Source organism: Saccharopolyspora sp. SCSIO 74807 (assembly GCF_037023755.1).
Taxonomy (GTDB): Bacteria; Actinomycetota; Actinomycetes; order Mycobacteriales; family Pseudonocardiaceae; genus Saccharopolyspora_C; species Saccharopolyspora_C galaxeae.
This window is the reverse complement of record NZ_CP146100.1, coordinates 1832633-1846311: the sequence shown is the minus strand read 5'-3', so window position 1 is coordinate 1846311 and position 13679 is coordinate 1832633. Positions and strand designations below refer to the sequence as shown.

The window sequence follows — 13679 nt, the reverse complement described above, 5'->3', positions numbered from 1 at the left end:
CAGCAGAACGCCGAGGTGCCGGACCATCACGCCGCCCGCAGGTGCTGTGCGGCGGTGCGCGCGGTGGCCTGCACGGCGCGGCGGTCGACGCGGGTCGGTTCGCGGTCGTGCAGCACTTCCGCACCGGCCACCCACACGTCGCGCACGCTGCGCGAACCGGCCGCCCACACCAGGTTCGACAGCAGCTGCTCGTCCGGGGTGTCCAACCCGGTCGCGAAGGCGGGGTTGTCCACGTCGAGGTGCACGACATCCGCCCAGTTGCCGGGTTCGAGCGAGCCGATGTCGTCGCGGTGCAGCGCCCTGGCGCCGCCGCGGGTGGCCGCCAGCAGCGCGGAGCGCGCGCTCAGCGCCGTCGCGTCACCCCGGGACAGCCGGGCGAGCATCCCCGCGAGCTGCACTTCCTCCCACAGGTCCAGGTCGTCGTTGCTGGACGGCCCGTCGGTGCCCAGCCCGACCGGGATGCCGGCGGCGAGCATGTCGACCAGCCGCGCGGTTCCCGAAGCCAGCTTCGCGTTCGAGCCGGGGCAGTGCGCGATCCCGGTGCCGCGGCGGGCGAACAGCGCGAGGTCCGCGTCCGACATGTGCACGCAGTGCGCGGCGAGGACCCGGCCGTCCAGCACGCCGACCTTGTCCAGCAGCGCGGGCACCGAGCCGAACCGCTCCCGCTGCTCCACGTCCTCGTCGGCGGCTTCGGCGACGTGCGTCTGCACCAGCGCGCCGCGCTGCTGCGCCGACTCGCCGATGGTCTGCAACGCCTCCGGCGGCAGCGTGTAGGCGGAGTGCGCGCCGTAGCCCAGCTCGACCCGGTCGGCCGGGCCGAACCGCAGGCCGTCCGCGTCGATCCACCGGCTGATGTCCTCGACCATGCGCTGCCAGGACCCGACGCCCTCCAGGCCCGGTGCCGCGATCACCGCGGGGCCGAGCACCAGCCGCGACCCGACCGCGAGCACCGCCTCGACCACCGACTCCCCGGAGAAGTACATCTCCGCGCTGGTGGTGACCCCGGCGCGCAGCATCTCCACGGCACCCAGCTCCATGCCCGCGCGGATGTCCGCGGGCCGCAGCCGCGCCTCGGCGGGCCAGATCACCTCCTGCAGCCAGCGCAGCAGCGGCAGATCGCCGCCCATCCCGCGCAACAACGTCATCGGGCTGTGCGCGTGCGCGTTGATCAGGCCTGGCAGCAGGATTCCGCCGCACTCCCGCACATCGCTGTCCGCGGGCCGCGGCGGGGCGTCGGTGCGCGGCCCGCAGAACAGGACCCGGCCCTGCTCGTCGACGTCGAGCACGGCATCCCGGATCACTGAGCACGCCGCGTCGCACGGGAGCGCGACCGGGGCGTGCAGGCGCAGAGCTGTGGGCATGTCCCGCATTCTCCCGAAGCCGGTCCCGCGGGACGCCGATGGCTCGGCCATCCACAAGGACACCGATGGCTCGGCCATCCATCGGACGCCGATGGCTCAGTCATCCATCAGTCCGCTGCGCCAGGCCCAGGACGCGGTTTCCACCCGGTTGCGCGCGGAGATCTTGGACTGGGCCGCGGCCAGGTGGGTCTTCACCGTGGACAGCGACATGTACAGCTCCGAGCCGATCTCGATGTTGGTGAGCCCGCGCGCGACCGCGCGGACCACGTCCAGCTCCCGCTCGGTCAGCTCGTCGTGCGGCTGCGGCACGGCGCGGCGCGGTTTCTGCTGCGGCTGCTCGAAGTGCTTCAGCAGCCGGACCGTGATCTGCGGCGACACCAACGCGTCCCCGCGCACGGCCGCGTTGATCGCTTCCACCAGCAGCGCGGGCCCGGCGTCCTTGAGCAGGAAACCGCTGGCACCGTTGGACAGCGCCGTGGCCACGTACTCGTCGAGGTCGAACGTGGTGACCACCACGACCTTGATCGGGTCGGCCACGCCGGGGCCGGTGAGCTGCTTGGTCGCCTCCAGACCGTCCAGCCCGGGCATCCGGATGTCCATCAGGCACACGTCCGGGCGCAGCTCGCGGGCGCGCTGCACCGCGTCCACGCCGTTGGCCACATCGGCGACGACCTCGATGCCCTCCTGCGAATCCAGGATCATCCGGAATCCCGCCCGCACCATTTCCTGATCGTCGGCGATCAACACCCGGATCATCCTGAAACCCGCCTCCCGGCCTGGTCGTGACATGACTTCGATTCGTCGAACGGCCCGCGCGGCGGAACCCCGGTCCCGTCTCGTCCGGCGGCCGCCGAGCGGTCCGCGGTGCTCACTCGGCCTCCTGCTCGGCCAGCGGCAACCACGCCTCCACGCGCCAGCCGGCGCGTTCCCCGGGCCCGGCGCTGAACCGGCCGCCGAGCAGCTCGATCCGCTCCCGCATCCCGACGAGACCGTAGCCGCCCGACCCGCCGACCGGGGCGGTGCTGCGCCCGGTTCCGTTGTCGGTGATCCGGACGTGCAGGTGCTCGTGCGGGGAGCGGACCAGCACGCGCACGTGCGTGACGTCGGTGCCGTGCTTCTCGGCGTTGGTCAGCGATTCCTGCACCAGCCGCAGCGCGGAGCGCGCGACCTCCTGCGGCACCTCGTTGACCAGCTCCAGGGTCAGCGCGACCTCCGGACCGGCCTTCTCGACCAGTGCGGAGAGGTCGGCGTGCAGGTCGGTGCTGGCGTGCTCGGCCGGGCTGCTTCCCGCGGGCTCCGCGCCGCGCATGCTCGCGACCAGCCTGCGCATCGCGACCAGCGCCTCGGTTCCGCTGTTGGCGATCTTGTCCAGCGCGTCGGCCGCCGCCTCCGGTTGCTTGCCCGCCACCATCTGCGCCGCCTGCGCCTGCACGACGATGCCGGTGACGTGGTGCGCGACGATGTCGTGCAGTTCCCTGGCAAGCGCCAAGCGCTCGGTCTGCTGCGCCTGCTCCACCGCGACGTGCACCGTTCGGTTCCTTTCTCCGTCCCTGGCCCGGAAGTACATCCCGGCGCCGACCGACAGCGCCAGCAGCAGCGCCCCGAGCGCGAGCAGCTGGGCGATCGTCGACAGCTCCTGCCCGCGCACCGCGAACAGCACCGCGAACAGCGCAGCGACGACCAGCGCGCCCACTGCCCAGCAGGCTTTGCGCACGTCCGGGTAGCGGGTCGCGAACGCCACCAGCAGCATCGCCGCGACCACCGCGGTCAGCGGCAGCGGCAGCGGATCCAGCAGCGCCGTGCGGCTCAGCGAGCCGCCGACCAGCCGATCGGCGACGCCCATGAACGCCAGCGCGCTCGCGCCCAGCAGCGCCGACTCCACCGGCCGCAACGGGGCGATCACCGCCAGCGCCGCCAGCACCACCGCGCCCAGCAGCATCGGCAGCCGTCCGGCCGAGCCGATGCCGCCGTTGCCGAACTCCACGAACAGCAGCACCGACAGGCCCGCCATCATCGGCCACTGGCGGCGCAGCAACTGCACCAGCGGAGTCGAGTTCAACCGCAGGCTCTGGCCGCGCAGGTAGCTACCGGTACCGACTGCGAGCACGCACTCCAGCACCCCGAAGGCCACCAGCTGCGACTCGCTCCAAGCTGCCTCGTACGGCCGCAGGTGCAGCGAGATCAGGAAGGCCGACGCGAGCAGACCGGTCACCGGCGCGGCTTTGGCCGCGGGCAACCGCCGGTGCACGTACAGCACCAGCAGCACTCCGCCGATGTTCTCGGTCGGCAGGATCGGACCGAACGGCTGCAGGTAGGGAACGGCGCCGGTCACGTTGACCACGAGCGAACTCAGCACCAGCACGCCTGCCGCGGCCGCCCCGCACAACGCCGGATACGCGCGGCCGCGCACCGCGAGCAGCGCGAACAGCGCCAGCCCCGGCACCAGGACCAGGTCCGCAGTGGAGTGCAGCGCGGAAAGCACGCTGTCGATGCAGCACAGGATCGTCAGCACGGTCGCGGGCAGCCACGGGCCGAGCACCACGCGGCGCAGGCGCCGCCGCCACGGCTGAGTCGTCGGGCTGGAGCTCACGCGGCGACCTTAGTGCCCGCCCCGGACCGGGCGGATTGGCCGATGGGCTCCGGCCACCCCGGCCGAACGGTCCGAAGACCGCTGCCGCAGCGCACCGGGCGCGCCGCGGCGGGCACCCACACGTCGCAGCGAGCCGCGAAAACCGCGCCGGAAGGCCGCCCGTACCAGCCACCCGGCCGATTCGCCGCAGCCCCGTGCCCGGCGACGCTGAGGTCACAAGCTCGAAACAGGGGAGGACGAGCCATGTTCGCCACCGCAATCAGCACCGCTGGAACCGTCGTCGCACTCGGCGTCCTGGTCTTGATGGCCGCCGGGTCCGTGCTCAACGACATCACCGAGGCCGTGCAGGACCGTCGTTACGGAACCCGCTCGTAGATCAGGTCGTGGATCACGCGGCCCTCGTCGTGCGCGCGGTTCTCGAACTTCGTGACCGGACGCCACGAAGGCCGGGGCGCCCAGCCGCCCGCCGCGTCGGCGTACCGGTTGCGCAGCGCCGGTTCGGCGTCGCAGACCTCGCGCATCTGCTCGGCGTAGTGGTCCCAGTCCGTGGCCAGGTGCAGGTAGCCGCCCGGGGCCAGCCGGGACGCGATCAGCTCGACGACGCCGGGCTGCACCAGCCGCCGCTTGTGGTGGCGCTTCTTCGGCCACGGGTCCGGGAAGAAGATCCGCACCCCCGCCAGGGCGGACGGGGCGAGGTGCTCGCGCAGCAGCACGACCGCGTCGCCGCGCAGCAACCGCAGGTTCGCGAGTTCCAGCGACTCGGCGCGCAGCAGCAGCTGTGCAAGACCGGGCTTGTAGACCTCGACGGCGAGGTGGTCGACCGCCGGGTCGGCCGCGGCCAGTCGCGCGGTCGTCTCGCCCATCCCGGAGCCGATCTCCAGCACCAGCGGAGCCGATCGGCCGAACCACGCTTCGGTGTCCAGCCCTCCCGCGGGCAGCTCACCGACATCGGCGCCCAGGTCCGCCCACTGCCGGTCCCAGGCGCGTTGCTGGCCCGCGGTCATCCGCTCGCCGCGCTGGACGTAGCTCACGACCGTGCGGCGGTGGCGTACCTGCTGGTCAGAAGTGTTCACAGGACGCCAGTATCGCAAACCGGCCGGACGCGGTGACTACCAGGACTCGACCTCGGGCAGCGCGGTGCGCAACCCGCCGGGACCGTCGACCGCGCGCGGTGCGGGCGGCTGGTCGGTGCTGGCGGGCACGACGTGCAGCCAGCCGGGGTGCTGATCGGTGAGGCTGACGGTGGTCGGCGCCTGCCTGCCGCCGCGTTCGGACGGGGCGTACTCCCAGTAGCCGGTCTCGCCGACGCCCGCCCACGGCACGAAGACCCAGCCGCTGCTGCCGGTCAGCAGGGCGTGCACGGCGTCCTCGACGGCGAAGCCCTCCGCCCGGGAGCCGAGCTCGCCGCGGTCCAGCGCCCGCAGCCACCAGGGGGCGGGAAGGCGGCCGCTCGGGCCGTTCAGCTGGCGGTAGAGCTCGAGCACCTTGCGCTGCGGTGCGGTGTGGATCCAGCTGCGCCGCAGCGCAGCCGGAGCGGCGGCTTGGGCGATCGCCGGTTGCGGGTGGGCTTCGGTGGCCAGCGACCACTCCAGCCGGGGAACGGGTTCCAGGTGCACTTCCGGGGGGAACCGCCGACTCGGCAGCGGGTTGCGCCGGTCCTCGAAGCACTCGGTCGAATGCACCATGGCCCACCTATCTGCTGTTGAGGTGACACGGCCGGGCGCGCGCCCGGCCCGCTGCTCTCAAGCGACATTGGTTCAGAGCAAACGTCCTTACCTATCCATTACCACAACGAACCGGTCAAACGGTGGTCACGGCCGAAATGTGTGCAAATTCTTATGCATCCGGCAGAGATGTCGTCGCTCGATTCGACAGCGCGGCCGCGAGCAGGTGAAGTAGGAGTGTGGCGGAGAGCACAGTACAGCGCGTGGAACTCGACGGCGGAGTAGCCGTCGGCTTGGACGGGTCGGCTTCCTCGGTGCGAGCGTTGGACGTCGCCGCGCGCGAAGCCGAACTGCGCGGCGCGACCTTGCACGTCGTGCGGGCCTGGAGCATTCGGACCGCGCGCCGTCCGGCGCACTGCCCGCCGGGCGCCGTGCCGAGCATGGACGAGTACCAGCAGGCGGTCACCGAAGCGACCCAGGAGCTGGTGAACGGCAAGCTGGGCGCCTCGCCCGCGTTCGCGGTGGAGCTGCACGTGGTGCATTCGCCGTCGCCGCAAGCGCTGCTGTCGGCCTCGCGCGGTGCCGACGTGCTCGTGGTCGGGCACCGCGGCCGCGGCGGGTTCGCGGGGCTGCTGCTCGGCTCCGTGGCCGAGCAGTGCGTCCGGCACGCGGCGTGCCCGGTGCTGGTGGTCCGGCCTGCGGTGTGAGCACCTCGCGAGTCCGATGAGGACGGACGCGGTCGCGCGCCGCCGAGAAAAGCCGGGCCTGCGGGCCGGATCCGGAAAGCCGCGAGCTGCGGAGAGCGCAGGATCCGCGGAAACCCCCGGTTCGCGGAAAGCCCCCCATTCACGGAAAGCACAGGGCCCGGGCCATCCCCCGAATGACAGCCCGGGCCCTCCCCCGTCCCGACCGCCGGCGCCCCCGAGCGCTGGTGCAGTCGGTCGCTTTTCGTTGTGCCGGATCGCGCGCGGCGTCCACTGTGTCCGGTCCCGGCGGAGTGCGAGCACCAGGAAGGATCACCACGGCTCGATCTTGCCGAGATCCTAACGGCCGGGGTGATCGACCTCTCCAGCGGGCTCGATAACGCGGCGCTGCGACTGTTGAACGCGCTGGTTCCGCTTCTCAGGCGTCCCTGCGCCGGACGACGAAGGCCGCGACGGTGAGTACCGCGACGGCTACGGCGGCGAAGTATGCCAGGGACCCCCACGGGCCCAGCGGCCCCCCGCTTTCCGCCGACCGGAAGAAACTCATGCCCACGTGGAAGGGCAACCAGTCGCCGACAGCGCTTCCGAAGCCCGGGATCGCGCTGATCAGGTTCTCCGCGAGCAGCGTCCAGATCAGCAGGAAGGTGACCGCACCCGCGGTCTGCCGCAGCAGTGCTCCGACACCGACGGCCAAGACCGCGGCGCAGGCGAACACCGGGCCGGCGCCGAGCAGTTCGCGCCACGCATCGGCGTCGTCGACCGCGAGTCCGGGACCGGGCGCCACGCCCAGCGCGATCGCCCACGACAGCAGGGCGGCGAGCTCACCGAGCACGAAGCCGAGCGCGGCGACGACGCCTGCCTTGGCGAACAGCACCGACGACCGGTTCGGCACCGCTTGGAAAGTGGTGCGGATGGTGCCGAAGCGGTATTCGCTGGTGACGCTGAGAGCGGCCAGCGCGAGCACCACGACCATCGACGTCTGCAGCCCGCTGGCGAGCCCGGTCAGGTGCATTCCGCCCGAGGAGCCGCTGTTCATGGCGCTGAGGCCGGTGAACAGCACCGCCAGCGCGACCGCAGTGCCCGCGCACCACCAGGGCGAGCGGATGGACAGCAGTTTCATCCGTTCCACGGCGAGCAGGTTCATCAGGCACTCTTCCCGGCGGTCGCCAGCGCGCCGCCCGATTCGGTCCGGTATTCCACGGCTTGGCCGGTGATCCGCATGAACGCCTCTTCCAGCGAACCGCGCTGGGGCGACAACTCGTGCAGCACCACGCCTTCGGCGGCGGCGATCTCGCCGACCTGGGCGCTGGGCACGTCGCCCAGCAGGAGCGTGTCGGGGTTCTGCGGGTCGGGGTCGCCCACCGGCAGCCCGCGCGCGCCCAGCACCTGCCGCAGCTTGGCGGCTTGCGGCGAGCGGACCTTCAGCGATGCGACCCCGGAACCGGCGACGAACTCGTCGGTGTCGCATTCCGCGATCAGCTCGCCGCGGCCGACGACCACCAGCCGATCAGCCGTCTGCGACATCTCGGACATCAGGTGGCTGGAGACGAACACGGTGCGGCCCTGTTCGGCGAGTTGCCGCATGAACCGGCGGACCCAGTGGATGCCCTCCGGGTCGAGGCCGTTCACCGGCTCGTCGAACAGCACCACCTGCGGATCCCCGAGCATCGCGGTGGCGATCCCGAGTCGTTGCGACATGCCCAGCGAGAACCCGCCCGCGCGCTTGTCGGCCACGTCGTGCAGCCCGACCATGCCGAGGACTTCGTCGACCCGGCCGGCCGGAAGGTTGTTGGACTTGGCCAGCCAGCGCAGGTGGGCGCGCGCGGACCGGTTCGGGTGCACCGCCCTGGCGTCCAGCAGCGCGCCGACCGTGCGCAGCGGCTCCTTGAGCTGCTCGTACGGCCGGCCTGCCACGCGGGCCTGGCCTGCGCTGGGACGGTCCAGCCCGAGGATCATCCGCATCGTGGTGGACTTGCCCGCTCCGTTCGGCCCCAGGAAACCGGTGACCTTGCCCGATTGGGCGGTGAACGACAGGTCGTTGACCGCGACCGTCGCTCCGTAGCGTTTGGTGAGGCCGACCGCCTCGATCATGTTCGCTCCTGTGCTGCGGTGAGCGCCGGGCTCCTTACCGCCCCGGCGGATCGAGCCTGTCGCAGCACCCGGAGCCGTCACATCAGCCGTGCGGCCTTTCGGATGGGCCGATCGGCCGGGACGGAGCAGCGCCGAGCGCGATCACCGGAACCACCGGGCGAGCGCGGACACCAGTCCGTCTTCGGCGACCGGCGCGGTCACCTCGGTCGCGGCGGTGCGCACCTCCACCGGGGCCTGCCCCATGGCGACGCTGTGCGCTGCCCAGCGCAGCATCTGGATGTCGTTGCTGCCGTCGCCCGCCGCGAAGGTGTCCTCGACGGCGAGTCCGAGTTCGGTGCGCAGCTTCTCCAGCGCGGCGCCCTTGGTTACGCCGGCGGGCACCGCGGTCACCCACGGCTCGTAGTGGTCGACGGTGATCGTGCAGTTGGGCAGTTCGACGCCGACCAGGGCCGCGGCCACCTCCTCGGGCCGCTGGCCCTCCCACTGCGCGATCATCCGCGGCACCGGCTCGGCGACCAGTTCGTCGAGGTCGGCGAGCCGTTGCGGCCCGTGCAGCTGGTATTCGCGGAACGGGCTGGTCACCAGGCTGCCGGTGCCGATCTGCTCGGCGGCGAAGATCGCTCCGGGCAACGCCGCGGCGAGCCTCGCGTGCACCGGTGCGGGGTCGAAGGTCTCCACCGCCAGCGCGTCACCGGTGGCCGCGTCCAGCGTGACCGCCCCGTTCGAGCACAGCGCCACACCGGAGTGCAGCTCGAGTTCGCGCAGCACCGGCACGGTGCCGAGCATGCTGCGACCGGTGGCGAGCACCACGTGCACACCGGAGTCCGCGATGCGGCGCACCGCGTCGCGGACCGCGGGGGAGATGGTCTGGGTTTCGGGGTCGAGCAGCGTTCCGTCCACGTCCAGCGCGGCGAGCTGCGGTTTCGATGCGGGGTCGGACACCGGTCCAGGCTAACCGGTCACCTGTGCCGAGGTGCCGGTTCGCCGGGCCCGCGGCCTCCGGCCCCGCCTGTTCCGGCCACTGTGGACCCGGCGTGGGGCACCGGACGCTGGGAGCGCCTCACGCCGTGCCCGCCTCCGGCTTGGCGTCGAAGTGCTCGCTGGTCCGGCTGGTGATCTCCTCCTGCAGCACCTTGTCCCGCTGCCTGGAACGCATCCGGGCCAGGATCAAGATGGTGACGCCGTGCGCGGCCGCCAGCACCAGGAACAACGCGCCGAGCCTGCTGACCATCGCGGTGAACGGATCCCCGCCGCCCATCGGCAACGTCGAGACCAGCGCGACGACCCCGAGGGTCGTCAGGTGGAACAACACGGTGACCAGCTGGTTCACCGAGTCCGCGACCTTCCCGTCCGGGTAGACCGCGGAGAGGTAGGTCGTGCCGCTGCGGCGCAGCAGCCAGCCGTCGACGAACACCAGCACGGCGCCGATGACGAGGAACGCGAACGTGTAGCCGGTTCCCATTGGAATCACCGAACTCCTTTCCGTCGCGGAGTGCGCATGTCCGTGCACTCGACGGTGTTCCCGGCAAGATCCCCGGACAAACCGGGTGATCGGGCCGCGGCTCGGCCGCATGGCAAGATGTCGGCGTTCGGTTCCACGTACGCAGGGGGAACAGGCACCCGGACCGGACAGGCACACAGGGGGCAGGGGTGAGCTCGCCGGTCGAACAGCAGAACTGGCCCGGTCCGCTCTCGGCCGCGGTCGCCCGGATGTGCACCGGCCTGCGGCCGGAGGTTTCGCAGCGCACCGCGGAAGGTTTCGACGAAGTGCTGCGCAGGCTGGCCGCGCCGTTGCAGGTCGCCGTGGCCGGCCGGATCAAATCCGGCAAGTCCACGCTGGTCAACGCGCTGATCGGACGACGCGTCGCGCCGACGGACGTGGGCGAGTGCACCCGGCTGGTGACCCGCTTCCAGTACGGCACGGTGGACCGGGTCGAGGTGGTCTTCCACGACGGCGAGAAGCAGGCGCTGCCGTTCGACGCCGACGGCGGCATCCCGGCCGATCTCGGCGTCGAACCGGAGCGGGTCTCGCACCTGGAGGCGTACCTGACCAACGCGGTGCTGCGCGATCTCACCGTCATCGACACGCCTGGACTGGGTTCGCTGGACGCGGCCTCGGTGGCCCGGACCGAGCAGCTGCTCGGTGCCCTGGACCCGGATCCCGACTCGGAGTCGGACTCGGACGAGCTGGACCCGGTCTCGCGCAACGCGGTCGCAGGGGCCGAGGCGGTGCTCTACGTGGTCACCCAGGCGGTGCGCGCCGACGACCAGCAGGCGCTGGCCGCGTTCACCGCCGCGACCGCGGGCCGGGAGGCCGGACCGGTGAACGCGATCGCGGTGCTGAACAAGGCCGACACGGTCGAACCGGACTCGGTGCCCGATTCCGGCGGGGACACCTGGCGGGCCGCGGAGCTGCTGGCTGCCGAGCAGGCCGGCCTGCTGGGTCCGCGGGTGGCCGACGTGCTGCCGGTGATCGGGCTGCTCGCGGAGACCGCGGAGGCGGGCGGGTTCAGCTCGGCCGACGCGGACGTGCTGCACCGGCTCGCCGCGCTGGACGCGGAGACCCGGCAGACCCTGCTGCTGTCGGCCGACCTGTTCACCGGCTGGGAGTGCGAGATCCCCGCGGACGAGCGGGAAGGGCTGCTGGCGCGGCTGGACCTGCACGGGATCCGGCGGGCGCTGGCCGCGGTGGACGACGATCCGGAGATCACCGCGGGCGCGTTGCGGCGGACGCTGCGCGACGCCTGCGGGCTGGACGGGGTGCTGCACCGGTTGGACGACGTGTTCCGCGCCCGCGCGGACGGGATCAAGGCCGCTGCCGGGCTCGCGTCGCTGACCGCGCTGGCGCACGCCTCCGACGACCAGGCAAGGGTGCACGACGCGATCGAACTGCTGCTGTCCCGCCCGGAAGCGCACCAGCTGCAGCTGCTGGAGGCGTTGACGCTGGTCAGCTCGGGCGCGGTGACGTTGCCGGAAGATCTGGCCGAAGAAGTGCTGCGGGTCGGCGGGAGCTCCGGCACCGCGGAGCGGCTGGGCCTGGCCGGGAAGGAACGGCAGGCGCTGGTCGACTACGCGATGGAGCGCGCGACCTGGTGGCGCTCGTTCACCTCGTTCGGAGCGACTCCGGCGCAGGCCCGCGTCGGCTACGTGGTGCACCGGGCTTACTTCTTGATCTGGCAGGAACTGCGCAACGGCTGAGCTTCCTCGGCACGGCGGCGCGCCGACCGGATCCGCCTGCGCAGAGCTCGCGCGGCCGCGCCCACTCCCCGAACGGAGGCGTGGGAACCGGCCGCGCGCGGCGCCGTCGCGGGTACATTCACGCCCGCGCGGAACCAGCGCGAGGCGACCCAGCGACAGGAGTGCCAGCAGATGACTTCGGCCGGCCCGGCGACCGGGGTGCCCGCAGCGGCGACCGCGCTGCCGCAGCAGGTCAAGCAGACCCGGGACAAGCTGTTCGCGCTGCTTCGCCAGGCCGCCCCGGACGCGGCGGAATGGGCCGAGGAGGTGCGCCGCTCGCGCCCGGACGTGCCCAGCGTGGTCGTGGTCGGCGAGACCAATCGCGGCAAGAGCTCCTTGGTGAACGCGCTGCTCGGGCACCCCGATCTGTCCCCTGTGGACGCCGCGGTGGCCACTTCGACCTACCTGGAGTTCCGGCACGGGCAGCGGTGGTGCGGATCCGCGCACTACCCGGCGCAGTCCGAACCGGTGGAGTTCGACGTGGCCGAACTGCCCGCTTGGGCCTCGGTGCGCCACGAACTCCCGGAGGGCAGGCTGCCGCCGCGGCACCTGAGCGTGCACGCGCCGCTGGACACGCTCACCGAGCTGACCATTGTGGACACTCCAGGGGTCGGCGGGCTGGACTCGGTGCACGGCGAGCTCGCCGCGGAGGCGGCCTCGGCGGGAACCGCGCTGCTGTTCGTCATCGACGCCGCCGCCCCGTTCACCCGCGGAGAGCTCGAATTCCTGCACCGCGCCGCCGACCGGGTGGAGACCGTGGTGTTCGCGCTGGCCAAGACCGACCAGCACCGCAGCTGGCGGCAGGTGCTGGAGCAGGACCGCAAGCTGCTGGCCGAACACGCCCCGCGGTTCGCCGAAGTGCCGATCCACCCGGTCTCCGCGCGGATGCTGCAGCTGGCCGCGCAAGCGCCGAGCGAGCAGGCGGCCGAGCTGCTGCGCGAGCGCTCCGGTGTCGCCGAGCTGCGTTCCGCGCTGGTGCAGCTCGTCGGCGGTCGCGCCGCGATGCTCGGCGAGGCCAACACGATGCGCGCGCTGTCCACTGTGCTCGGAGAGCTGATCGCGCGGCTGGAGGCGGAGAAGCGCGCGCTGACCGTCGGCGCGGACGAGGCCGAGTCGCTGCGCGCGCGCCGCGACGAACTCGCCGCCACCCGCCGCTCCGCCACCCGCGGCTGGCAGGTGAAGCTGCGCGGCGAGATCCAGCGCACCCGGGTGGAAGCAGGTCACGAGGTGACCCGGCAGATGCGCGAGGTGCAGAGCTGGTTCCGCCGCACCATCGACGGCGCCGACCGGGTCACCCTCGGCGAACTGCCCGCGCAGGTCGACGCGGCGCTGCAGATGGTGTCCTCGCGGGTCTCGGCGCTGCTGTCCGCGCGGCTGGCGAAGGTCGCCGAGGTCGCGCTGGCGGAGCTGTTCTCCGCGGAGGAGCTGGACGTGATCCGCTCCCAGTTCGCCCGCGGCGCGCAGTCGCCGATCGCGCTGCGCCCACCGGACAAGCGACCGCCGACCGCGGAGGACAAGCTGCTGGTGTTCATGGGCGTGTCCGGCGGGCTGGGGCTCGGCCGGGCCGCGGCGATGCCGCTGGCCGGGGTCGGGGTGGCGGTGCTGAACCCGGTGGTGCTGCCGGTGACGATCGTGCTCGGGCTCGGCGCCGGGTGGTGGATGGCGCGCACCCGCAAGCACGCGGCGGACAAGCAGCACTTCAAGCAGTGGCTCACCGAGGCGATCGCGGACGCGCGTTCCGCGCTGGACCAATTGGTCTCCGAGCAGCTCATCGACGCCGAGCAGCAGTTGTCGCTGGCCCTGGACGACGCGCTGAGCAGGCGCATCGAGTCGATCGACGAGCAGGTTCGGGAGGTCGACAAGGCGCTGAAGATGGACGCCGCCGAACGCGGCGACCGGCTGCGGACCGCGAACCGCAGGCTCCAGGAGGCCCAGGCGGGCCGCGACCGCGCCGAGCAACTGCTGCGCTCCGTGCGCGCCTTGCGCGACCACGCCGAATGACGCGCGGTGCGCACGGCCCGGGCGGACCGCG

Annotated in this window: 13 protein-coding genes; 4 read left to right on the top strand and 9 right to left on the bottom strand. The window is 72.4% G+C overall.

The features are described 5' to 3' along the window. Positions 1–26 precede the first annotated feature (26 nt). The 3 genes from V1457_RS08220 to V1457_RS08210 all read right to left on the bottom strand — a co-directional run bounded on the left by V1457_RS08220 (position 27) and on the right by V1457_RS08210 (position 3951). Complete coding sequence (locus V1457_RS08220) at positions 27–1370, bottom strand: amidohydrolase family protein (RefSeq protein ID WP_407074776.1); 1344 nt, start codon at positions 1368–1370, stop codon at positions 27–29. A gap of 87 nt (positions 1371–1457) precedes the next feature. Further along, positions 1458–2117, bottom strand: a complete 660-nt coding sequence (locus tag V1457_RS08215; protein WP_200067937.1) for a response regulator transcription factor — start codon at positions 2115–2117, stop codon at positions 1458–1460. A 112-nt stretch (positions 2118–2229) separates the two neighbouring features. Beyond that, a complete protein-coding gene (locus V1457_RS08210; RefSeq protein ID WP_200067938.1) occupies positions 2230–3951 on the bottom strand; it encodes a histidine kinase in 1722 nt (573 codons plus the stop codon). 243 nt (positions 3952–4194) lie between these two features. Here V1457_RS08210 and V1457_RS08205 point away from each other — a divergent pair, with 243 nt between their 5' ends. Continuing rightward, a complete protein-coding gene (locus tag V1457_RS08205; protein ID WP_255520687.1) occupies positions 4195–4326 on the top strand; it encodes a hypothetical protein in 132 nt (43 codons plus the stop codon). On the opposite strand, the gene trmB is transcribed toward V1457_RS08205, so the two are convergent. Both trmB and V1457_RS08195 read right to left on the bottom strand, forming a co-directional pair. Continuing rightward, entirely contained in the window at positions 4308–4955 is a 648-nt protein-coding gene (gene trmB / locus V1457_RS08200) for a tRNA (guanosine(46)-N7)-methyltransferase TrmB (protein ID WP_233626627.1), read from the bottom strand. The two genes, V1457_RS08205 and trmB, sit on opposite strands and share 19 nt — an antisense overlap. A gap of 105 nt (positions 4956–5060) precedes the next feature. After that, positions 5061–5636, bottom strand: a complete 576-nt coding sequence (locus V1457_RS08195; protein WP_233626521.1) for a hypothetical protein — start codon at positions 5634–5636, stop codon at positions 5061–5063. Between the two features lie 242 nt (positions 5637–5878). Here V1457_RS08195 and V1457_RS08190 point away from each other — a divergent pair, with 242 nt between their 5' ends. Then, positions 5879–6322 carry a universal stress protein gene (locus V1457_RS08190; protein ID WP_200067940.1) on the top strand — a complete coding sequence of 148 codons (444 nt, stop codon included), beginning with the start codon at positions 5879–5881 and terminating at the stop codon, positions 6320–6322. A gap of 415 nt (positions 6323–6737) precedes the next feature. Here V1457_RS08190 and V1457_RS08185 read toward each other — a convergent pair whose 3' ends face one another. The 4 genes from V1457_RS08185 to V1457_RS08170 all read right to left on the bottom strand — a co-directional run bounded on the left by V1457_RS08185 (position 6738) and on the right by V1457_RS08170 (position 9872). Continuing rightward, complete coding sequence (locus tag V1457_RS08185) at positions 6738–7463, bottom strand: hypothetical protein (protein WP_200067941.1); 726 nt, start codon at positions 7461–7463, stop codon at positions 6738–6740. Next, the gene (locus V1457_RS08180; protein ID WP_338602068.1) at positions 7463–8410 is read right to left on the bottom strand and encodes an ATP-binding cassette domain-containing protein; all 948 of its coding nucleotides are present in this window, start codon (positions 8408–8410) and stop codon (positions 7463–7465) included. The genes V1457_RS08185 and V1457_RS08180 overlap by 1 nt, the downstream gene beginning before the upstream one ends. Before the next feature lie 141 nt (positions 8411–8551). After that, positions 8552–9352, bottom strand: coding sequence for an HAD family hydrolase (locus V1457_RS08175; RefSeq protein WP_200067943.1), 801 nt, complete (start codon positions 9350–9352; stop codon positions 8552–8554). A gap of 118 nt (positions 9353–9470) precedes the next feature. Further along, a complete protein-coding gene (locus V1457_RS08170; protein WP_200067944.1) occupies positions 9471–9872 on the bottom strand; it encodes a hypothetical protein in 402 nt (133 codons plus the stop codon). Between the two features lie 248 nt (positions 9873–10120). Here V1457_RS08170 and V1457_RS08165 point away from each other — a divergent pair, with 248 nt between their 5' ends. Together V1457_RS08165 and V1457_RS08160 are read left to right on the top strand one after the other, a co-directional pair. Next, positions 10121–11608: a dynamin family protein gene (locus tag V1457_RS08165; protein ID WP_338604893.1), complete on the top strand. Its 1488-nt coding sequence runs from the start codon at positions 10121–10123 to the stop codon at positions 11606–11608. Positions 11609–11779: 171 nt separating this feature from the next. Further along, the gene (locus V1457_RS08160; protein ID WP_338602061.1) at positions 11780–13648 is read left to right on the top strand and encodes a dynamin family protein; all 1869 of its coding nucleotides are present in this window, start codon (positions 11780–11782) and stop codon (positions 13646–13648) included. Positions 13649–13679 lie beyond the last annotated feature (31 nt).